15 protein-coding genes are annotated in these 21,988 nt (G+C 63.7%); 8 read left to right on the top strand and 7 right to left on the bottom strand.

The window, feature by feature from the left end; translation table 11 throughout:
• Nucleotides 1-16: 16 nt before the first annotated feature.
• Both FNZ07_RS32295 and FNZ07_RS32290 read right to left on the bottom strand, forming a co-directional pair.
• Nucleotides 17-211, bottom strand: coding sequence for a DUF2905 domain-containing protein (locus FNZ07_RS32295; protein ID WP_091017396.1), 195 nt, complete (start codon nucleotides 209-211; stop codon nucleotides 17-19).
• 22 nt (nucleotides 212-233) lie between these two features.
• The gene (locus FNZ07_RS32290; protein ID WP_091017400.1) at nucleotides 234-1,445 is read right to left on the bottom strand and encodes a class I SAM-dependent methyltransferase; all 1,212 of its coding nucleotides are present in this window, start codon (nucleotides 1,443-1,445) and stop codon (nucleotides 234-236) included.
• A 13-nt stretch (nucleotides 1,446-1,458) separates the two neighbouring features.
• Here FNZ07_RS32290 and FNZ07_RS32285 point away from each other — a divergent pair, with 13 nt between their 5' ends.
• The 5 genes from FNZ07_RS32285 (at nucleotide 1,459) to glmS (ending at nucleotide 7,104) form a co-directional block, all read left to right on the top strand.
• Complete coding sequence (locus tag FNZ07_RS32285) at nucleotides 1,459-2,250, top strand: SDR family oxidoreductase (protein ID WP_091017403.1); 792 nt, start codon at nucleotides 1,459-1,461, stop codon at nucleotides 2,248-2,250.
• Between the two features lie 113 nt (nucleotides 2,251-2,363).
• Nucleotides 2,364-2,759 carry a dihydroneopterin aldolase gene (locus FNZ07_RS32280; protein ID WP_091017405.1) on the top strand — a complete coding sequence of 132 codons (396 nt, stop codon included), beginning with the start codon at nucleotides 2,364-2,366 and terminating at the stop codon, nucleotides 2,757-2,759.
• Between the two features lie 18 nt (nucleotides 2,760-2,777).
• Entirely contained in the window at nucleotides 2,778-3,770 is a 993-nt protein-coding gene (gene ttcA / locus FNZ07_RS32275) for a tRNA 2-thiocytidine(32) synthetase TtcA (protein ID WP_407670698.1), read from the top strand.
• Between the two features lie 109 nt (nucleotides 3,771-3,879).
• Nucleotides 3,880-5,241, top strand: a complete 1,362-nt coding sequence (glmU, locus tag FNZ07_RS32270; protein ID WP_091017409.1) for a bifunctional UDP-N-acetylglucosamine diphosphorylase/glucosamine-1-phosphate N-acetyltransferase GlmU — start codon at nucleotides 3,880-3,882, stop codon at nucleotides 5,239-5,241.
• A gap of 45 nt (nucleotides 5,242-5,286) precedes the next feature.
• Entirely contained in the window at nucleotides 5,287-7,104 is a 1,818-nt protein-coding gene (gene glmS / locus FNZ07_RS32265) for a glutamine--fructose-6-phosphate transaminase (isomerizing) (RefSeq protein WP_091017411.1), read from the top strand.
• Nucleotides 7,105-7,178: 74 nt separating this feature from the next.
• On the opposite strand, the gene FNZ07_RS32260 is transcribed toward glmS, so the two are convergent.
• Complete coding sequence (locus FNZ07_RS32260) at nucleotides 7,179-12,203, bottom strand: AIDA repeat-containing protein (RefSeq protein WP_170275868.1); 5,025 nt, start codon at nucleotides 12,201-12,203, stop codon at nucleotides 7,179-7,181.
• A 40-nt stretch (nucleotides 12,204-12,243) separates the two neighbouring features.
• Entirely contained in the window at nucleotides 12,244-13,512 is a 1,269-nt protein-coding gene (locus FNZ07_RS32255; protein WP_091017414.1) for an autotransporter strand-loop-strand O-heptosyltransferase, read from the bottom strand.
• Between the two features lie 915 nt (nucleotides 13,513-14,427).
• Between FNZ07_RS32255 and FNZ07_RS32250 the strand changes: the two genes are divergently transcribed.
• On the top strand, nucleotides 14,428-14,760 hold the full coding sequence (locus FNZ07_RS32250; RefSeq protein WP_091017416.1) for an H-NS histone family protein: 333 nt from the start codon (nucleotides 14,428-14,430) through the stop codon (nucleotides 14,758-14,760).
• A gap of 206 nt (nucleotides 14,761-14,966) precedes the next feature.
• Here FNZ07_RS32250 and FNZ07_RS32245 read toward each other — a convergent pair whose 3' ends face one another.
• Nucleotides 14,967-15,494: a hypothetical protein gene (locus tag FNZ07_RS32245; RefSeq protein ID WP_143098146.1), complete on the bottom strand. Its 528-nt coding sequence runs from the start codon at nucleotides 15,492-15,494 to the stop codon at nucleotides 14,967-14,969.
• A gap of 566 nt (nucleotides 15,495-16,060) precedes the next feature.
• Here FNZ07_RS32245 and trpS point away from each other — a divergent pair.
• Complete coding sequence (gene trpS / locus FNZ07_RS32240) at nucleotides 16,061-17,077, top strand: tryptophan--tRNA ligase (RefSeq protein WP_091017622.1); 1,017 nt, start codon at nucleotides 16,061-16,063, stop codon at nucleotides 17,075-17,077.
• 210 nt (nucleotides 17,078-17,287) lie between these two features.
• Here the strand turns inward: trpS and FNZ07_RS32235 are convergent, their stop codons facing one another.
• A complete protein-coding gene (locus FNZ07_RS32235) occupies nucleotides 17,288-20,005 on the bottom strand; it encodes a beta strand repeat-containing protein (protein ID WP_091017420.1) in 2,718 nt (905 codons plus the stop codon).
• A gap of 458 nt (nucleotides 20,006-20,463) precedes the next feature.
• On the opposite strand from FNZ07_RS32235, the gene FNZ07_RS32230 reads away from it, so the two are divergent.
• On the top strand, nucleotides 20,464-20,706 hold the full coding sequence (locus tag FNZ07_RS32230; RefSeq protein WP_091017422.1) for a hypothetical protein: 243 nt from the start codon (nucleotides 20,464-20,466) through the stop codon (nucleotides 20,704-20,706).
• Between the two features lie 32 nt (nucleotides 20,707-20,738).
• Here FNZ07_RS32230 and FNZ07_RS32225 read toward each other — a convergent pair whose 3' ends face one another.
• Nucleotides 20,739-21,602 (bottom strand): hypothetical protein, encoded by an 864-nt coding sequence (locus tag FNZ07_RS32225; protein WP_143098147.1) that lies wholly within the window; start codon nucleotides 21,600-21,602, stop codon nucleotides 20,739-20,741.
• Nucleotides 21,603-21,988 lie beyond the last annotated feature (386 nt).

Below are 21,988 nucleotides of genomic sequence, written 5' to 3'. Positions count from 1 at the left end.
CTTTGGATATCCGCGTTCAAAACACCCGTGCGAGCAACGACAACACCATCGTCAGCACCAGTGTCGACATGAACGGAAACGGGTACTCGCGTCCGAACAGTCGCAGCGTGACGTCGCCAGGCATACGGCCGATGCCGATCTTGCGCAGCCACGGCCACGAGCCCGACAGGATCGCGACGGCGATGAAGGTGGTCAGCAGCCAGCGGATCATGGTCGGTACCTGAGGAAGCGCATCACAATGTATGCGTCCGGTCGCCGCTCGCGAATGTATCGAGCGTCCCGTCGATCCCACGCGAAAACGCGATCACCTTGAACAGCTCGCCCATCTCCGCTTCGGACAGCAGCTTCTGCACGGCATTGGCGGCCGGCAGGAAGTGCGCGGTATCGGCGGGATCGATCGTGGCGAGCGCTTCGGTGATACCTGCATTCAGCAGAAAACGCGCTTGCGACGTATAGCCGAGCAGATCCGCGCCCGTCTCGACACCGGCTTCCGCGATGCCCGTGAATTCGACGTGCGTCGTGATGTCCTGCAGGCCCGGGTAGACGAACGGATCGTCGTGCGCGCGATGCCGGTAGTGGCACATCAGCGTGCCCTGCGTGCGTTGCGCGTGGTAGTACTCGTGACGCGGAAAACCGTAGTCGATGAAGAATGCAGCGCCGCGTGCGAGCATCGTGCAAACGGTACGCGTGAAGCCGCGTGCGGCAACGTGCGTTTCGGTGACGTAGTCGCTGTTGTTGTCGTCGGCATCGTCGAGTTCGCTGAGCAGCGCGGTGTCGGATGCGTCGCGTGCCGGATCCACCGGGCGGTCCGCGAAAGCGAATGCACCGTCGTCCCGCAGCGAGACGCCGCGCTGATGCCAGATACCGCCGAACCGAGCAAAGAGCCGCACCGGCATCGCGTCGAGCACTTCGTTGCCGATCACGACACCTTCGAAGCTTGCAGGCAACGCATCGAGCCAGCGCACGCGGCTGGCCAGATCCGGCACCTCGGCTTCGAGCGTTTCGTGCTGGCGCTCGCGCAGTTCGCCGGACAGGTCGACGATCGCGTAGCTGTCGAACGGGACATCGGCGGACGCAAGGGCGCGCAGCAGGCCCGCTGCGAGCTTGCCGGTGCCCGCGCCGAACTCCAGCAACTGACGCGTGCCGCTTGCAGTGAGCGCCTGCGCAACCGGCCGCGCGAGCGTGGCGGCGAACAGCGGTGACAGTTCGGGGGCGGTGATGAAGTCGCTGCCGTCCTCGGCGCGCCGGCCGAATTTGATAGCGCCGCCGCTGTAATAGCCGAGTCCGGGCGCGTACAGGGCGAGTTCCATGTAGCGGTCGAACGGCAGCCAGCCGCCGGCTGACGCGATTTCGGCGCGGATCTGCGCGGCCAGCGTTTCGGACTGCGCGAGCGCGGTTGGGCCTGGAGCAGGTAAACTGTCGGGTTGGTGAGCTTTCGGATTCATCCGCGTATTGTAAATGACCGTTCCCTCTGACCTTTCCGCTGCCGGCAGTCCATCTGCGGGCGCCGCGCGTGTCGTCCTGATCACTGGCGCGGCCCGCCGGGTCGGTCGGGCGCTCGCACTGGGCTTTGCGGCGCAGGGTTGGGACGTGGCGGTGCATTTCGGTAGGTCGAAGGTCGAAGCGGATGAAGTCGTCGCTGGAATCGTCGCGTTAGGCCGCCGCGCGGTGGCGCTGCGGGCCGATCTTGCGATCGAGGCGGAAGTCGAGCAACTGCTGCCGGCCTGTACAGCTGCGCTCGGCCGGCCGGTGTGCGTCGTCAACAACGCGTCGCTGTTCGATGAAGACACGGCGCGCGACGTCGGCTACGAGCGGTTGCTGAAGCACACGGCGATCAACGTCGGCGCGCCGCTCGTGCTCGCGCGGATGCTGTTCGACGCGACACCCGATTCCGCGCTGACCGACGAGTCGCAACGCAGCGTCGTCGTGAATGTGCTGGACCAGAAGCTGTACAACATGAGCCCGGACTACCTGTCCTACACGCTGACGAAGGCCGCCTTGCAGACCGCGACCGTCACGCTCGCCCAGGCGCTGGCGCCGAAGGTCCGCGTGGTCGGACTTGCGCCGGGGCTTACGTCGCAGTCGGCGGGCCAGACGCCCGACAGTTTTGCCGCCGCTCACCGGGAAACGCCGCTCGGTCGCTCGTCTCGGCCGGAAGACCTGGTTACGGCAGCGCTGTATCTCGCGGATGCCACGGCTGTCACCGGAACGACGCTGGTCGTCGACGGCGGACAGCATCTGGTGCCGTAGCCGCGCGGCGTGTTTTTTTAACGGGCGCCTGAGCGCGTGGTCCGATGGGCCCGCGTTCATTGCACCCTTTGCGTGTCCGCACGCTTTTTTGCCCTTTTTCAATCGGAACGAACATGTTTGCCGATCTTTCGCATCCCCGGCTTGCCGATTGCCGCCGGCTTTTCCTGCGCAATTACGAAGTGCATATCAACATCGGCGTGCACGACTTCGAAAAGCGCGGCGAGCAGCGCGTGGTGATCAACGTCGAACTGTTCGTGCCGCTCGCGCTGTCCACGCCTGTCGAAGACAAGCTGCGCGAAGTCGTCGATTACGACTTCATGCGCTCGACCATCGCGCGCCGCGTCGAACAGGGGCATATCCATCTGCAGGAAACGCTCTGCGACGATCTGCTGACCGCGTTGCTTGCGCATCCGCATGTGCGGGCGGCGCGGCTGTCGACGGAAAAGCCGGACGTGTACCCGGACTGCGACGCGGTAGGCGTCGAGGTCTTTCGCATCAAGGAGGACTGAGCCATGAATGCTGCTGAAATGGCCGGCCTCGCCGCGCCCGACACGGTTGCCCGCGGAGCAACAGCAACGGCGCAAGCCGACGCACGCCCCGTGATGACACGTCGCGAGCAGAAGGAAGCGTACGAGAACAACAAGCTCTTCAAGCGGTTGGCGCGCCTCGTCGGTCAGGCGGTCGGCGACTACAACATGATCGAGGAAGGCGACAAGGTGATGGTATGCCTGTCGGGCGGCAAGGACAGCTACGCGATGCTCGACGTGCTGATGCGCCTGCGCGAGCGCGCGCCGATTCATTTCGACATCGTCGCGGTCAATCTCGACCAGAAGCAGCCCGGCTTCCCCGAGCACGTGCTGCCGGAGTATCTGTCGAAGCTCGACATTCCATTTCATATCGAGAATCAGGACACATACAGCATCGTCAAGCGCCTCGTGCCCGAGGGCAAGACCACCTGCTCGCTGTGCTCGCGGCTGCGGCGCGGCATTCTCTACCGCGTGGCGGGCGAACTGGGCGCCACCAAGATCGCGCTCGGCCATCATCGCGACGACATCCTGCAGACGCTGCTGCTGAACCTGTTCTACGGCGGCAAGCTGAAGGGCATGCCGCCGAAGCTGCAATCGGACGACGGCAAGAACATCGTGATCCGGCCGCTCGCGTATGTGAAGGAAACCGATCTGGAGAAGTACGCGGAACTGCGCGAATTCCCGATCATTCCGTGCAATCTGTGCGGCAGCCAGCCGAACCTGAAGCGTGCCGAGATGAAAGCGCTGGTGCGCGACTGGGAGAAGCGTTTTCCGGGGCGCGTCGAGAACATGTTCAACGCGCTGTCGAAGGTCGTGCCGTCGCATTTGATGGATCACACGCTGTTTCCGTTCGCCGGCCTGCGCGCAACCGGTGAAGCCGATCCGCATGGCGATATCGCGTTCGACGAAGACCCGTGTTCCACCGATACGACGAACAGCGCGACGCTGGGCAGCGCCCAGCCCATTTCAATCATCCAGTTCGACGACCTCTGAGGCCGCCCGCGCGCACCGGCCCGTCGTGCCAAAGCCCGCCTGCCGGGCCTTGGCACGCTGGGCCGCGTGCTAGAATTGCCCGCTCTGAACCCGTCCTTTCGCTTACGCCATGAACATCGTGATTTTGGCGGCGGGCACCGGCAAGCGCATGCGCTCAGCATTGCCCAAGGTGCTGCATCCTCTGGCCGGTCGGCCACTTCTTGCACACGTCATCGATACTGCCCGCACGCTCAACCCGACGCGGCTCGTCGTGGTCGTCGGGCATGGCGCCGATGCGGTGCGTGCCGCCGTCGCCGCGCCTGACGTGCAATTCGCCCTGCAGGCGCAGCAACTCGGCACCGGCCATGCTGTGCAGCAGGCGCTGCCGCTGCTCGATCCATCCGTGCCGACGCTCGTGCTGTATGGCGACGTGCCGCTCACGCGTGCCGGCACGCTGAAGCAGCTCACCGACGCCGTTGGCCAGCAGGGCTATGGCGTACTCACGGTCACGCTCGACGACCCCAGCGGCTACGGCCGGATCGTGCGCGATGCGCGCGGCAAGGTGCTGCGCATCGTCGAGCAGAAAGACGCGACGCCGGAGCAGCAGGCGATTGCCGAAATCAACACCGGCATCATCGCCGCCCCGACCGGGCAGCTTGCCGGCTGGCTCGCGTCGCTGAAGAACGACAACTCGCAGGGCGAGTTCTATCTGACCGACGTCGTCGAACTGGCGATCGAGGCCGGCATCGAAATCGTCACGACACAGCCCGACGACGAATGGGAAACGCTTGGCGTCAACAGCAAGCAACAGCTCGCCGAACTGGAGCGCGTGTATCAGCGCAACGTCGCCGAAGCGCTGCTGGTTGCCGGCGTGACGCTCGCGGACCCTGCGCGTCTGGATGTGCGCGGTACGCTTGAGTGCGGCCGCGATGTATCGATCGATGTGAACTGCGTGTTCGAAGGCACGGTCACGCTGGCCGACAACGTCACGATCGGCCCGAATTGCGTGATCCGCAACGCGACGATCGGCGCCGGCACACGTGTCGATGCGTTCACGCATATCGACGGTGCAGAAGTCGGTGCGCAGGCCGTGCTCGGGCCGTATGCCCGGCTGCGGCCCGGCGCGCAGCTGAAGGACGAATCGCATGTCGGCAATTTCGTCGAAGTGAAGAATGCGGTGATCGGTCATGGTTCGAAGGCCAATCACCTCACTTATATCGGCGACGCGGACATCGGCGCTCGGGTCAATATTGGCGCCGGTACGATCACGTGCAATTACGACGGCGCGAATAAACATCGCACGATCATCGAAGACGACGTGTTCGTGGGCTCGGATACGCAATTGGTCGCTCCGGTGCGCGTGGGCCGCGGCGTGACGATCGCAGCGGGCACGACCGTGTGGAAAGACGTGGCTCCGGACCAACTGGTGCTGAACGACAAGACCCAGACAAGCAAGCCGGGCTACGTACGCCCGGTCAAAAAGAAAAGCTGACGAGGCCGCGCTCGCGGACCTCCATCCTGCAAGGACAGATAGATCATGTGCGGTATTGTCGGCGCGGTTGCGCAACGTAACATCGTTCCCGTTCTCATCGAAGGTTTGCGGCGCCTCGAATATCGCGGTTACGACTCGTGCGGCGTCGCCGTGCTGGCCGACGGCGAACCGCGTCGCGCGCGCAGCGTGGCGCGGGTGGCCGACCTCGACGAGCAGGTGCGCGAGTCGCATCTCGAAGGCACGACCGGTATCGCGCACACGCGCTGGGCGACGCACGGCGCGCCGGTGACCGACAACGCTCACCCGATCTTCTCGCGCGACGCGCTCGCGATCGTGCACAACGGCATCATCGAGAACTACGAGACGTTGCGCGAGATGCTGCGCGGCAAGGGCTACGTGTTCGTGTCGCAGACCGACACCGAGGTGATCGCGCATCTGATCCACAGTCTGTATCGCGGCGACCTGTTCGCGACCGTGCAGGAAGCCGTGCAGCAGTTGCACGGCGCCTATGCGATCGCGGTGCTGCACAAGGACCAGCCGCATACGGTGATTGGCGCGCGTCAGGGTTCGCCGCTCGTCGTGGGGTTGGGCGACGGCGAAAACTTTCTGGCCTCCGACGCGCTGGCGCTGGCCGGCAGCACCGAACGGTTCATCTTCCTCGAAGAAGGCGACGTCTGCGAGTTGACGCTGACACACGTGCGCGTGGCCGACCGCCATGGCAGCGACGTGCAGCGCGAAGTCCGCCAGGTGGCCGCGTATGGCGGCGCGGTCGAACTCGGACCGTACCGGCACTTCATGCAGAAGGAAATCTTCGAGCAGCCGCGCGCGATCAGCGACACGATTCCGCAAAGCGACGGCTTCGATGCAACGCTCTTCGGCGACGACGCGGCGAAGGCGTTTGCCGGAATCGATAGCCTGCTGATTCTCGCGTGCGGCACCAGCTATTACTCGGGGTTGACCGCGAAATACTGGCTCGAATCGATTGCGAAGATTCCGACCCAGGTCGAGATTGCGAGCGAGTACCGGTATCGCGAGTCAGTGCCGAATCCGAAGGCACTCGTCGTGGTGATCTCGCAATCGGGCGAAACCGCCGACACGCTCGCGGCGCTCAAGCATGCGCAGGGGCTCGGGCATCGGCATACGCTGTCGGTGTGCAACGTCGCGACGAGCGCGATGGTGCGGCTCACCGAACTGTCGTTCCTGACGCACGCGGGCCGCGAGATCGGCGTGGCGTCGACCAAGGCGTTCACGACGCAGTTAGTCGGCCTGTTCGTGCTGGCGGCGACGCTCGGCAAACTGCGCGGTCATGTGAGTGCAGCGCAGGAAGCCGATTACATCCGCCAGTTGCGTCACCTGCCGGCGGCGCTGAACAGCGTGCTGGCGCTGGAGCCGCAGATCATCGCGTGGTCGGAGGAATTCTCGCGCAAGGAGCACGCCTTGTTCCTCGGGCGCGGGCTGCATTATCCGATCGCGCTGGAAGGCGCGCTGAAGCTCAAGGAGATTTCGTACATCCACGCCGAAGCGTATCCGGCCGGCGAGCTGAAGCACGGGCCGCTCGCGCTGGTGACGGAAGCAATGCCGGTTGTCACCGTGGCGCCCAACGACGCACTGCTCGAAAAGCTGAAGTCGAACATCCAGGAAGTGCGCGCACGTGGCGGTGAGCTGTATGTGTTTGCCGACGCGGACACGCGCATCGTTAACGACGAAGGGCTACATGTGATCCGCATGCCGGAACACTACGGAATGCTGTCGCCGATCCTGCACGTCGTGCCGCTGCAGTTGCTCGCGTATCACACGGCTTGTGCGCGCGGGACGGATGTGGACAAACCGCGGAATCTGGCGAAGTCGGTGACGGTGGAATAACTGGGCATTGGCTGTTGCATGGGTTTCTGCCTTGAACCGGGATCACCTGCTTGCCAGCACTCCACCACGCCCGCTTAGAACGACCTCCGCAACATCAGATCGACGCTCTGCTGCGAACGCCCACCACCGGTCGCAAGCCACCCCGAGTAACCCACACTGACTTCGATCCTCGGCGTCACAGCCCCCGCGATCCGCGCCGCAGTCATCAACCGACCGTGCGGCAGCGGCGCGCCCGCCGCAGAAAACGCTGTCCCGTCACCGCTAAACACCGCCACCGAGCGCGAACGCCGCGCGAGTTCCTGCGCGTAGTCGACGCTTAGCTGCAGCGTCAGCGGATGTGCACCGCTTTCGCTGAAGCGCTTGTCGAATTCGATGCCGACATAAGGCTGCACGCTGCGTGCGTTGTCGGTGCCGACCTGCAGATCCTGTCCGCCCGCGCCGTGCTCCGCGAAGACGCTGCGGTGGAAGTAGCCGTACAGCAGGCCCACGCGCGGTGTCAGCGTGAACGTGCGGATCGGCATCGGTAGGCTCAGCTGCGTGCCCAGTTCGATGTCGTGTCCCGTAGGGTCACCGTTCGCCGTGCCGCTCGCACCGAGTGGTCGACGCAGATGCATGTCGTCGTAGCCGTACGACATCAGCGCCGAGAGCACGACCGGCCCGAGACGACGTGATCCGTACAGCGAAGCACGCAGTGTATCGATGCGCCCGTCGTCGCCGGTCGCGCTTTCCGACAGATCGCTGTGTCCATAACCGAGTGCACCGCCGATGCTGTACGGTCCGCGCCGCCAGTCGACGCCAGCAGTGAATTGATACTGATTGACACCGAAACCCGGCGTACCGCCTGCCGCGCCGTGCAGCGACAGACGATCTGCGGAACTCGCGACCCACAGCGAGCCGTCGTCCGAAGAGCAATGCGCGGCGGCGGCGTCATCACAGCGCTGTGCGTTGTGCCCGAGCAGTTGCGTCGCCGCGGCTTCGCCGGCGAGCAGCGCAGTCGAGCCGAGCGCGGTGAAGATGCTCGTATCGATCGGCGCAATGACCGTCACCGGTGGCGCCGGCTGGCCTGGAGGCGGCGGGGGCAGCGTGCCGGTGCCGGCATTGTCGATGGCGTTGACGTTCAGGTCGACGGCCGTCGCTCCGTACACGACGCTCTGGGTAACCTGCGACGCGCCCGCGCCGTCCGCATTGACGCTGCCGAACTTGCCGTTGACGGTCGTCGCCGAGACGATCTCGTAAGTCTTGCTCGCCGCGTACGTACCGGGATCGTAGAGCAGATGCAGCGCGCCGTTGAGTGTCGCGGCACCGTTCACCAGCAGCTTCGATGCGGAGGTCGGGTTCAATTCGATGGTCAGCGTACCGGCCGGTTGCTGGACGTAATCGCCCGCGACGCTCAGCGTGCCGATGGACCCGCCCGGCTGCACGACGCCCGCGTTCGCGATCGAACCGAGCACCGTGCCGTGTCCGAGCAGCGTGCCGTTCGTCTCCACCTGGATGTTGCCGCCGAGCTTCGCCGACGGATTCGCTGCGTCGCCAATGGCGAGCCGTCCCGCGTTCACGACCGTCGTGCCGGCGAACGCACCGCTGTCGCCGGTCAGCGTCAGCGTACCGGTGCCTGCCTGGACGAATGCGCCGTCACCCGAGAGCGAGTTCGCGTAGCGGCTGTCGTCGGTGCGGTTGAAGACGAGCGAGCCGTTGTTCGCCAGGTTGCCCGTTACGTTGCCGCCCGCGATCTGCAATGTGCCGCCCGTGTCGATCGTCGCGCCGCTCAGCGTGCCGAAAATCTGTGCGATGCCACCCTGTGCGATCGTTGTGCCGTTGGCGACACCGCCGCTCGCAACCGTCTGCCGGCCGCCGCTGCCGACCGTTGTCGCATTCGCCGTGCCGCCCGACGACACCATTTGCAGCGCAGCGACCAGAGTCGTGCCATTCGCGATACCGCTGGACATCACGGTCTGCACGCCGCCGCCGTCGATCGTCGCGCGGCTCGCGATGCCGCCTGCGTGAACTGTCTGTGTGCCTTGTACGACCGACAGGTCTGCCGAGCCGAACAGATCCTGTAGCGCGCCGCCGCTCACCTGTGTGCCACTCGCGACAGCGCCCGCGTACACCGTTTGCGTGCCGCCGCTCGACACGGTAGCCAGGTTCGCGAGCGCGCCCGACGAGACGAACTGCTGCCCGCCTGAACCGATGCCGGTTGCTGTAACGACGCCGCCTGACAGCACGGTCTGAGTGCCGCCAGTCAGCGTGACCCCGCTCGTCGTCGCGCCGGACGAGACGATCTGCATGCCGCCTGTCAGCAGCGTCGCGGCGGCGACGATGCCGCCAGCTTCGACGGTCTGCATGCCGCCGCTGTTGACGAGCGTGCCGCTCGCGACACCGCCGGAGCCGACCTGTTGTTTGCCGCCGATGTCGACGACGGTGGCGTCCGCTTCGCCGCCCGACGTCACGGCCTGAGTGCCGCCGCTCTCGATATGCGCGCCGCTCGCGACCCCGAGCGCCAGCACGTTCTGCGTGCCGCCAGCGCTGATCAGCGTGCCGGTCGCGACACCGCCGGACGACACATACTGCACGCCGCCCACGAGCTGCGCACTGCTCGCCGTCGAGCCCGACGACACGTACTGCGTGCCGCCGCTGCCGACTATCGTGCCGGCGACGATCGCGCCTTGATAGAGCGTTTGCGTGCCGCCGTCGGCAACGTGTGTGCCGACCGAAATACCTCCGGAGGACACGATCTGCTGTCCGCCGCTCATCACGGTTGTGCCGTCGGCTTCGCCGTCGTTCGCGACGCGCTGGTCGCCGCCGAGACCGATGGTCGTGCTACTTGCGACACCGCCCGCGAGGATGTTCTGTACGCCACCGCTCATCACCGCGGTGCCGCTTGTTGTACCGCCGGCCGAGATGGTCTGCGTGCCACCGCTAGAAACGAGCGTGCCGGTCGCGCTGCCCGCGCCGAAGACAGTCTGTACACCGCCAACGAGCACCGTGCCGCTGGCCGTGCCGCCCGACAGCACGTTCTGTTGACCGCTGCCCGAAACGGTCGTGGTCGTCGCGATGCCACCGGCCGAGATCATCTGTGTGCCGCCGCTGGAGACGGTCGTATCGCTTGCCGCGGCCCCCGACAGCACGCTCTGCAGGCCACCGCCCGAAACGGTCGTCGCCGTGGCGATGCCGCCGGCCGAGACCACCTGTGCGCCGCCACTGGAGACAGTCGTGCCACTTGCCGCAGCCCCCGCCGACACAACCTGCAAGCCACCGCTCGCCACCGTCGCCGCGTTCGCGATGCCGCCGGAAGAAATCGTCTGCGTGCCGCCATTGCCGATCGCAGTCCCGTTAGCAACGCCGCCGTCGTAAACCGTCATCGAACCGGTGTTGCCAACTGAGGTCGTGTTCGCGATGCCACCCGACGACACGTTCTCCTGGCCAAAGTCCGACACTTGCGCACCGTTCGTCACGCCGCCCATCGCGACGTTTTCGTGGCCGAAGTTCGACACCACCGTGCCGCTCGCAATCCCGCCAGCCGAAACGGTCAACTGCGACGTGTCGAGCGTGCCGACGGCGACACCGCCGGAGACGACGAAGCCGTTGCCGTATGTGCCGATGACGGTGCCGCTCGCAATGCCACCCTTCGTCACGATGAACGTGCCGCCGTTTTCGAGCAGCACGCCGGACGCGATGCCACCGGAGATCGTGAACGCGCCGAGCGAATTCGTGCCGCTAACGAACGCGTCGTCGGTGGTGCCGCTGAACGTGGCACCGGCGTTCAGCGTGATGCCGATGGCCGTGCCGCCGGAGCTGACGGTGATCGTGCCGTTTCCGAACACCGTGGTTCCGCTCGCGACACCGGCCCCCGCGATGAGTTGCACGCCGCCGCTCGATACGACCGTGCCCGACGCGAACCCGCCGCCGTCGACGTTCTGCACACCGGTACTGCCGAGCGTCGTGCCGCGCGCAATGCCGCCCGATGTGACGTCCTCGCGCGAGTTCCTGTCGACGAGACTGCCGCTCGCGATGCCGCCCGCGAGGATCGTGTGCTGCGCGAAACCGAAGACGTGCGTGTCGAGCGCGAGGCCGCCGGACGAGACGATCTGCGTGAACATGTCCTGCGTATCGACGGCGGTTCCGCCGCCCATCACGATCTGCGTGGCGTGGACGATCGTGCCGCTCGCCGTGCCGCCGGACAGCACCGTGAAGAGACCGCCGTTGTCGAGCAGCACGCCCGAAGCGACGCCGCCGCCGATGACGAACGTGCCGGCCCCATTCGTGCCCGTGACGTTGCCGGCGCCGGTGTCCGCGATCAGGATGCCGCCGCTTTGCTGTACGACACCGGTCGCGTTACCGCCGGCGCTGATTCGCAACTGGCCGCCGCTCGACACCGTCGGCGAGACAGCGAGGCCTCCTGACTGCACCGTTTGGGAGGCACCGCCCGCGATCGTCGTGGCGCTCGCGATGCCGGTTGCGAGCACGTTCTGCGCGCCGCCGCTCGTGAGCATCGTGCCACTCGTCATGCCGCCGGACGACAGATCCTCGCGGCTGTTGCTCGTAACGATCGTCGCGACAGCGAAGCCGCCGTCGACCGACTGCGCGCCGCTGCTGCTGATCGTCGTGCCGCTTGCGATACCGCCCGACGAGACAATCTGCTGGGCGCCGGCACCCACCAGGGTACCGCTCGCGATACCGCCGCTCATCACGACTTCGGTGCCGAGGTCGTGTGTCGCATATGCAATACCGCCCGACATCACCGCCTGCAGGCCGAACGCATTGATGAAGCTCGAACGCGCCACGCCGCCCCCTTCTACGTTCAGCGCGCCGTGGGCATTCACCGTCGATCCATCCGCTTCGCCGAACACGAGAAGACTCTGGTTAGAGCCGACCGTCGTGCCGTCGACCGTGACGCCCGCGGCGACTGTCGTTTGCGCGTTCGCCGCGGCGGGTGCGAAGCTTGCGGCGTAGAGCGCGGGCGTCGCGAGTAACCCGGTCAGCAGAAGCGAGACGCGCCGCTGCGGCACGTCGGGCATGGGCACATAGCCGGTTGCGCCAGGCAGTGTCATGCCGCGCCAGGTAGTCGAATATACGTTGGGACCTGTTGCGTCTATCTTCATTGCCGGTTCCTTGCTGGGTGACTTGCTGCGTGTGCCGGTTTCAGCGGAGCACTCCGGGAATCGTCCGGATGGCATCGATCACCTGCTTCGATTCGATCAGACGGGTGCATTCGAACTGCCTCGGTGTGTCCTTGTGTCGCGGGCACCAGAGAAAGTCGTGATGATCGAAGCGCACGCGTGGGTCGTTCCAGCAACTGTTGCAGACGTGATAGTTGATGACGCGGTACGGCGTATGGAACTCGTTGACCGGATGGGTGAAGCCGCTGATCATCACGGCCGGCGTGCGCACCGCCCATGCGAGCCACGACAGTCCACTCGACAAGCCGATGAAAAACGCCGCGTGCTTCAACCAGCGCGCCCGCTCGACGAGCGGCCGATCGCCGGTTTCGTCTTCCACGCCGTGCGGGATGTGATTCCACGCCATGCCGGTGCCGTGCACTTTCTTCTGGTCGATGCAGACGACGCGATAACCGGCTTCCTTCAAGAAGGCGATCACGTCGTGCCAGCCCGTCGGGTTGTTCCAGTATTTGCACTGCGTCGAACTCTGCACGGCGATGCAGACATAGGGCTCGTCGATGGGGCGCGTATCGTCGGGTAGCGCGATTTCCGGCGGTTCCTCGCGCGGATCGACGCCGAGGATATAGCCCGCTGTGCGGTGCAGTCCGACCAGGCGGAAGTCGCTCGGCTGGTGGATTTTTTCGTCGTCGTCGAAGAAGAGTCCGAGGCTGTAGGTCGCGTAATAGCGCTGTGGCTGCACCTGTTCATGCGTAACGAATCCGATCTGCGGATAGGCGTCGCGAAAGAGCGGAATCAGCTTCTCCGACATCGCGCAGGTGAGCCGGCAGCCGTGCCGGCGCTGGAATGCCGCGGCGTAGGGCATCCAGCCGATCGTGTCGCCGATCGTGCCGACCGGGAACTGCACGAGCACCTCCTTGCCGGAGGCGTCGTAGACGTGGTGCAGCGTCGGCGGTGCCTTGCTGTCCCGCGCGAGTGCGACACGTGCCCAGACGAGAATCTCAAAGCGGGCATAGTATTTCCGTGTACTCGCCACATAGCCGCGCGCGATTTCCGTTTCGAACAACACGTTGCCCGTGTCGCAGTCTCGCAGGCAGACGCGCCAGTTGCCCGCGGGCAGTGTGACGCGGCAACCGTCGTTGAAATCGAAGCAGATGCCGGCCGGCCCCTGCTGGGTTGGAACGTTTGCGGGCGGTGGATAGGCCGGTGTTTGAGGCAGTCTGGCTGTGAAACCTGATACTGGGGCGCCCGGCGCTGAAGTGTCAGCGACCGGTGCAGTGACATCGCTATTCATATTGGTTCGTTGGATATCGTGTCGTCCGGGCCAGCCTGATGAGGCTTACCCTCCTTTTCGGTTTACGGCAGATTTTCTGAAGTTTGTATGGTGGGAAAACGCATAACAATGGTGGCTTTGGCGTTGCCGGGCGCTGAGCCTTGCGCAGCAGGCGCCAAACTGGTCTTGCGGGAATCGGTTGATCCTCAGGATTCCTGCGCGCCGTCGATCTGGCCAGCTGCTTTCTTCGTCAACTGGCAGGGCGTCAGGTGAGGTGGTCGAGGCACGATGCCGGTATTGCGATGAAATATGTCGTCAGTCGATTACTGGATGCCGGGGATCCTGCGTCTCCCTGACGTGCCGACGATCTGTTGTACTATGTCGCGTCGCCCGGGGCGGGCGTTGTGAGACCATCTTCGATAGATCAAAGGCCGCAATCGGAATCGGGTTGTTCCGCACAAACCCCGACAGGCGTAATTGTCTTTAGTCACTTTCGTCACATCTGCGATCGGTAATTTGTCTTACGTCTAAACGACAGTTTGTTCACAGATTCGTGCATTGATGGCGTAATTCGGACCGGTGAATTCTCTGAAATTAATGCAGATTTCCCGAATTGCGCAGTATCGGATCGTGATTTGAAGCGATAAACTATGTGCTATTGAAGGGACCGTTAAGTGCCCCGGTCGCAATCCGTTGCGGCCTTCGTTGAACGGAAACCTTCTAGATCACTCCAACCGCCGAATACGACTGCGGAGGGCCAGACATCCTGGCTCTCAACCCCGAAAGGCTGCGTGCGCCTGCTCCCCGAGCATCGAGGGATGCGGCAACCTGCTACAGGCATGATTTTCGTTACATCGGCGCAATCCACGCACGGTGCGATTTACCACAATCGGCGTTCAATGAACGCCAGGCCATAGGCTCAAGAAGGATTCTTTCATGGACGAACGTAAGCGAGACAGCATGATTGCTTATCTCCGCCACAGGATGGAGGAGTTTGGTATCACACCAGACGCCCTCGCCGCTGCGCTAGCAAGCGGACAATCGGAACAGGCGGGGGCGCGCTACCGCAGCGCGACCGGCAATACCTGGTCCGGCGAAGGGGAGATGCCCCAATGGCTTAAACAGGCGATCAGTGCAGGGCAATCCATCGAACACTTCGAATTGTCAGCCCCGCCGGCGCCCGCTCCCGCACCTAAAGCCGGTGTGGATTGGCGAGATGACCCGTTTGCGGGCAGCCCGCTTGCACGGCAGGAAAACCCATCGCGTTAGACGTAGTGCAATTTGCCATCCAGCCTCTGTGCTGGAGAGACTGGCTGTTCTCGTACACGCCAGGTACGTACACCTCGCTGATTTCCAATAGTTTCAGTTCACCGGTCGGTTTCCTTCTCGGTTTCCTGCTCAGTTTCCTGAGTAATCAGACAGACGGGTCGATTCAGAAGCGTCTCGCAGAAGCGGAAAGACCGGCTTCGCAGCGCTCAAAACCGCTTGCAGCGTTTGTGGAGCTGCTGGGTTATTCGTTCGATCTCCAGGATTTTCACGATCGGTGGCGTGGGTGAATACGCGACCCATGCGCTCCAGCCGCCGATCGAGCGGCCCGGTGCCAGGTGAACGGGCACGGCGTTTTCATCGGACGTTTTCCGGCCGGTCTTCAGATCGATATAGGTGCTGCGGAACCGCAAGGTCGTCACCGTGACGAAGCTGTCATTGCGAAACGACCACGTGTAAGTGTTGGCGCCCACTCGGGAAATGCAGATCGATATGCCTTGTCCCATCGATTCATATTGCCCGTCCGCGGCCACACTGCTGACAGCCGAAGGTGGGGACGCCGCGCTCACCAGTTGAAGTTTGCTTCGCTTCAAGCTTAACGGCGTCGCTGCGGATGGCGACCGCATGATTGCGCAGTTCAACGGCGCAATGGGCATCAGGCGAAGCGGACTCATGGCGAGTCTGTCATCCTCCCTGGCTTTTACGAGCGCCAGGATCTGTCGAGTAAACCAGTACATGGAGACCTCTGATCATTCTGTTGACCGGCGTCGAAAAGCCGTCGGACATAAATGTCCGACAACCTTTGCAGTCGCGAATCATGATTGTTTCTGCTGGGCTGAAAGAGCTCTGACGTGACTGAAGCGGCTGTTTAACGTAAGCGCCTCGTGGGTCGCATCAAAGGCAAATCTGATAACTCAAACGGACATTCCCCGATGCGTTTCAACACAATGCGGCCGTTCGCCTGTGCCAAAACCGGGTGTCCGTAGCGCTCGCGTCAATGTAGATGCGGCTGCGCGGAGATATCCGGTGAAATGACGTGGAATGAGGTATTGCGCACATAGCGACCCTGTAACGAAGTCGGATTTCACGGCAGGCTCAGCAGAATTGCGGCCTGGAGGCTGCGCTATACTCGCCCGATGGATATGAAACGAACCTCGCTGAATCTGCTTCATTGGTGGCGCGCCTGAACCCGGCGGCCCGTTTCCCATACCGATTGAAAACGTGATGCCGCCAGTCCTGGCGGCATTTTTGTATCTGCGCGCCGATGACTGGCGGTGTCGACAAACATCCGGAACAGCAAACCATGTCAGACGTAAAACAACCCGTCGTCCTCACCGGCGACCGCACAACTGGCCCGTTGCATCTCGGTCACTACATCGGCTCGTTGCGGGCACGCGTGAAATTGCAGCACGAGGCGCAACAGTTTCTGCTGCTCGCCGACACGCAGGCGTTGACTGACAACGTCGGTCGCCATCAGAAGGTCACCGAAAACGTCATCGAGGTTGCACTCGACTACCTCGCGGTCGGCATCGACCCGGCCAGGTCGACCATCTTCATTCAGTCGCAGGTGCCGGAGCTGGCCGAACTCATGCAGTACCTGCTGAACCTGGTATCGGTCGCGCGCCTCGAGCGCAATCCGACCATCAAGGCAGAGATCCAGTTGCGCGGCTTCGAGCGCGATATCCCCGCGGGTTTTCTGACCTATCCGGTGAGCCAGGCCGCCGACATCACGGCGTTCAAGGCAACGCACGTACCGGTCGGCGACGACCAGTTGCCGATGATCGAACAAACCAACGAACTCGTGCGCCGCTTCAACAACACCGTCGAGCGGCAAGTGCTGGTCGAATGCGAAGCGGTGCTGTCGCAGGTCACGCGGCTGCCTGGTCTGGACGGTAAGGCGAAGATGAGCAAGTCGCTGGGCAATGCGATTCCGCTGGGCGCCAGTCCCGACGAGATCACCAAGGCGGTCAATTCGATGTACACGGACCCCAACCATCTGCGGGCAAGCGACCCCGGCCAGGTGGAGGGCAACGTCGTGTTCGCGTTTCTCGATGCATTCGAGCCGGATGTGCAGAAGGTCGACGAACTCAAGGCTCACTATCGCCGCGGCGGATTGGGCGACTCTGTCGTCAAGCGTGTGCTGAACGAGCGGCTGCAAGCGCTGATCGAGCCGATTCGTACGCGTCGTCGTGAGTTCGAAGGCGACCGGGCCGAGGTGCTGAATATTGTGCGTCGAGGGACGATGCGCGCGCGGGAAGTGGCGGGCGGGACGTTGTCCGAGGTCAAGGGTGCGCTGGGTTTGACGTACTTCGATCAGTAAGGGATGGCTGCGGTAAGGACGCGTTGGGATATGGACGCGTTCGCGTTTGCAATGAGGCACACGGTAGATGAGTCGCGCGACCGGATCGCCGGCGCTGTCGAGCGAATTCGCAGATCGAGGCCGTTCTTTCGAGTGGATGTCGATCGTGCACTGGCAGGCCGGGTTCAACGTTCCGACGTTTCGACCTGCCAGTGCGACGCGTTACTTCGCTTACTTCTTCGCTGCGACGTTAGCCGCGCTCAACGAGCCGCCCAGCGGGTAGGAGGTGCCGCCACCGCCGATCGTCACGCCGCCCGCGAGTCCGCTCGTCAGTGACGCGACCAGGCTCGTCACCGGTGCGAGCAAGCCCGCCGTGGTCGGTGCTGCAGCCGATCCGACCGCGTTGGCTCCAGCGCTCAGCGCACCGCCGATTGCCGCAGTACTCGATGACGTTGCCGCACCTGCTGCGGCAAGGGTCGAGCCGAGCGCCGCACCGCCTGCGCTCACGCCGCCGCCTAGCGCACCGGCCACCGAGACAGCCGCACCGGCAGTCGAACCGACCACGCTGTTGAGTGCTGTCGTGACCGGCGCGAGCACCGAGCCGCCAAGGTTCGTGCCGCCCAATGCTCCACTCACAGTTTTCAGTGTGCCCGTGACGCTGCCGAGCGCACCTGTTACCGGTGCCAGCACGCCGCCGGCACCGCCACTACCCGACAGGGAGCCGGTCAACGACGAGACAAGACTCGTGATCGGCGCAATCGGGCTGCTAGCACCGCCGGTTACGCCGCTCACTACACCTGTCACCGCGTTGAGTGCGCCCGTGACCGGTGCGAGCGGATTGCTGCCGCCCGCGGCGCCGCCGAGACCCGCCAGCGTACCGGTGACCGTGTTGACCGCACCTGTAACCGGAGCCAGCACGCCGCCTGCGCCGCCGCCGATCACGCCGTTCACTGCACCGGTTACCGTGTTGAGTGCACCCGTGATCGGTGCCAGTGGGCTACCGCCACCGACGCTGCCGCCGAGACCAGCGAGCGTACCGGTGACTGTGTTGACCACACCAGTTACCGGAGCGAGCACACCACCTGCGCCACTGCCACCCAGGCTAGTGAGCGTGCCGGTGACTGTGTTGACCACGCCGGTTACCGGAGCGAGCACACCGCCTGCGCCACTGCCGCCGAGACCGGAGAGTGTTCCGGTGACTGTGTTGATGGCGCCGGTGACAGGCGCGAGTACGCCGCCTGTGCCGCTACCACCCAGGCCAGTGAGCGTGCCGGTGACTGTGTTGACCACGCCGGTTACCGGAGCGAGCACACCGCCTGCGCCACTACCACCGAGACCAGCGAGTGTGCCGGTGACGGTGTTGACCACACCCGTTACTGGTGCGAGTACACCACCTGCGCCGCTGCCACCGAGACCAGCGAGTGTTCCGGTGACGGTGTTGACCACACCCGTTACCGGAGCGAGCACACCACCTGCGCCGCTGCCACCGAGACCAGCGAGTGTTCCGGTGACGGTGTTGACCACACCCGTTACCGGAGCGAGCACACCACCCGCACCGCTGCCACCCAAACCAGAGAGTGCGCCGGTGACAGTGTTGACGACACCGGTAACAGGTGCGAGCACACCACCTGCGCCGCTGCCACCCAAACCAGAGAGTGCGCCGGTGACAGTGTTGACGACACCGGTAACAGGTGCGAGCACACCACCTGCGCCGCTGCCACCCAAACCAGAGAGTGTTCCTGTGACGGTATTGACGACACCAGTAACCGGAGCGAGCACACCACCCGCACCACCGCTACCACCTAGACCTGCGAGTGTCCCCGTGACCGTGTTGACCACACCGGTAACCGGAGCGAGCACACCACCCGCGCCACCGGTGCCACCTAGACCCGCGAGCGTCCCGGCGACGGTGTTAACGACACCCGTGACAGGAGCGAGCACGCCACCTGCACCGCCACTGCCGCCGAGACCAGCGAGCGTGCCAGTGACGGTGTTCACGACACCGGTGACCGGAGCGAGCACACCACCCGCGCCACCGCTACCGCCGAGACCTGCGAGCGTCCCAGTGACTGTGTTGACAACACCGGTGACCGGAGCGAGCACACCACCCGCGCCACCGGTGCCACCGAGACCAGCGAGCGTGCCGGTGACAGTGTTCACGACACCAGTGACGGGAGCGAGCACACCACCTGCGCCGCCACTACCACCGAGACCCGCAAGCGTCCCCGTGACAGTGTTCACGACACCGGTAACCGGAGCGAGTACACCACCTGCGCCACCGGTGCCACCGAGACCAGCGAGCGTCCCGGTGACGGTGTTGACAACACCGGTAACCGGAGCGAGCACACCACCTGCGCCACCACTACCACCTAGACCAGCGAGCGCTCCCGTGACCGTACTAACGACACCGGTAACCGGAGCGAGCACACCACCCGCACCACCACTGCCACCTAAACCTGAAAGCGCCCCCGTGACCCCATTGACCACCCCGGTCACCACGCCCACCGGATCGCCGATGTTGCCCAGCCCGAGATTGATCCCGCCGTTCCCGCCGAGCCCGATCGTCACCGCGCCGTTACCGCCCGCGCCGGTGATCCCTCCGCTGATCGCGATCCCCCCTGGGGTGACCGACGCGCCCGCGTTGGCGCCCAACGTAGCACCGCCGGCGCTGCCGGAACCTCCAAGGCCAACGACGACACCCGTCGGCCCAACCGACCCGTTACCGCTCAAGCCGGCCGACACCCCTGCGACGTTACCCGACGCACCCACGCCCAGCGCCGCACCGCTCGGGCCGGCAGTCCCCGTGGCGCTGATGCCCGCGCCGATATTCGCCTGGGGTAGCGAGGCGCTTGAACTGGCTGTCGCCAGGAGATCGCCGGTTGAGAGTCTGTCGATGTTGATCCCGCCGCCTAGTCCTGCGACAGGCACCACGATTGTCGAATCTGCCATCACGGGACTGCTTGCCACTGTCCCGAAAGCTGCCGCTAACGAAATAGCGATAACGCTATAAGCGAAATTGCCGTGCATTTTGTGACCTCGACTTGGTAGGTACTTCGGTGAAAGGCAAGTCGGGGTGTTTGCAGGTTGTATGCCATCGGTAATTCACCAATGAGCGTGTATTTTTTTGAAATTATTCAATGAGTTATATCGCTGTCATTCAATTCGGCAAATTTTACCGATGTCGACGTGATGAGGAACATTATTCCTATTGAATACGATGTAACGTAACGTTATGCCATTTAGATTGAGCGTTACGCTTGAATATCTTGCGTATTGCATATTTTCGGGAGTTTCGACTTTCCCTTGCAGAACCCCGGGAGCAATTTCCCGCAGATTTCCGATCGATATTGAATCCACCCGAAACGTCGCTATATGCGTGCCACATAACTCCGTGGGACCACACTTTCATGAAAACCAGTCCGATCAAAACCGCTTTCGCGATTGCCATGCTGGCATTGGCAACGACAGGAACGGCACACGCCGCGGGATGCCTGAAGGGCGCCGTCGTAGGGGGAGTGGCGGGTCACTATGCGGGGCATCATGCGGTTGTCGGCGCGGTAGGCGGCTGTGTGGTGGGTCACCATCTCGCGAAGAAGCACGCTGAGGAGCAGGCCGCCCAGCGTCGTCAGGCCGAGGCGCAACCTCAGTAAATCGTCGATAGTGCCTGCGCCCGACATCGGGCCTATTGAACGCCCGTACGTGTCAGGTAGTAGATACCGTCAGCGTCGACGTTAAAACCAAAGCCACAAGCGTCAGGCGATCCGAGCGTGCGGACCTTCAAGGTTTCCGCGGTGCCCAGCTGGAATTCGATCAGGCACTGCTCGGCCCCCGTGTATTTGTCGAGATTCCCTAGCCGGTGCGTGGCGTCGATCGGCCCGTCCCGGTTGGGATCGACCGGTACACGCGCCTCGCCTGCAAAGAAGCGGACCGTCGCCGCAAGATCGCCGACGTTTGCCGACAGGTCGCCGTTCTGCGTCACGACCGGGCGGATGAACGAACTCGAAAGCGTGTAGGTATCGGGCTTTCCGCGCACCGGTACCAGCGAGATTTCGTTGTTCGCGCCAAGCGCGACATAACGCTCGAACGTCGCGCCCGTGGCGGGAATGCGCGCGATAACGTTGCGACCGGCAAGCGCCGCCAGCCGCGCGTGCGCGACGGCGATAACCCGGGTCAACACGGGCGACTTCAATGCAAGCGCTTGTTGATCGATCGCGAAGCGATACCACGCGCGTGCCGCGGCAGCGTTACCGGCTTTTGCATCGATGTCGCCGTGATAGATCTGCGCCATCGCGATACGAGCGCTGGCCGAATTGGCTGCGTTGTCGCTATCGGCTGCGATTGAGTCGGCTACCGCGAACTCCAGTTCGGCAGCGACGATTTTTCGCGCTTCCTCGATATGGCCGGCTTCAAGCGCGATCACACCGGCTGCCGCACATGCCTCATTCGAACGGCAGGGCAGGTTCTTGTCCGCGAGCAAACTGTCGCGATAGCGCCCGACGGAGTCTTCGTTGCTCGCCGCGAATCCCGGCGCGCTCGTGCCGAACAATGCGAACGCGATGATCGCAACACCACAGTGACGCGATAACGGCCACGCGAATTTAAAGCGGAAATTATTTCCCATCCGAACAAAAGATTTGCGCCAGGCCAATCGAATACCCTCATTTATTTCGTCAGTTTTTTGGTCGAATATAGATTAACGACACCGCAGTGACCATCGGTATTGCAACCAGATCGCACGTGTGCCGAAAACGCTTTCGACGCTGCGCCGGATATCGCACATACGCTGAAAATTCCCCGGTGCACGCTGCAAGCGGGCCGTGTGACAGACCATCACACGTTTTAAAACCAGGTGTTGCTATTTCGTCAAAAAATAAACGCAGAGGCGCTTTAAGGCATAGAGTTAAAGTGCTTTCTCAAGTTTATTGTGCAGTG

Origin of the sequence: Paraburkholderia megapolitana (genome assembly GCF_007556815.1) — a bacterium.
GTDB lineage: Bacteria > Pseudomonadota > Gammaproteobacteria > Burkholderiales > Burkholderiaceae > Paraburkholderia > Paraburkholderia megapolitana.
This window is presented reverse-complemented; position numbering and strand designations above follow the sequence as displayed.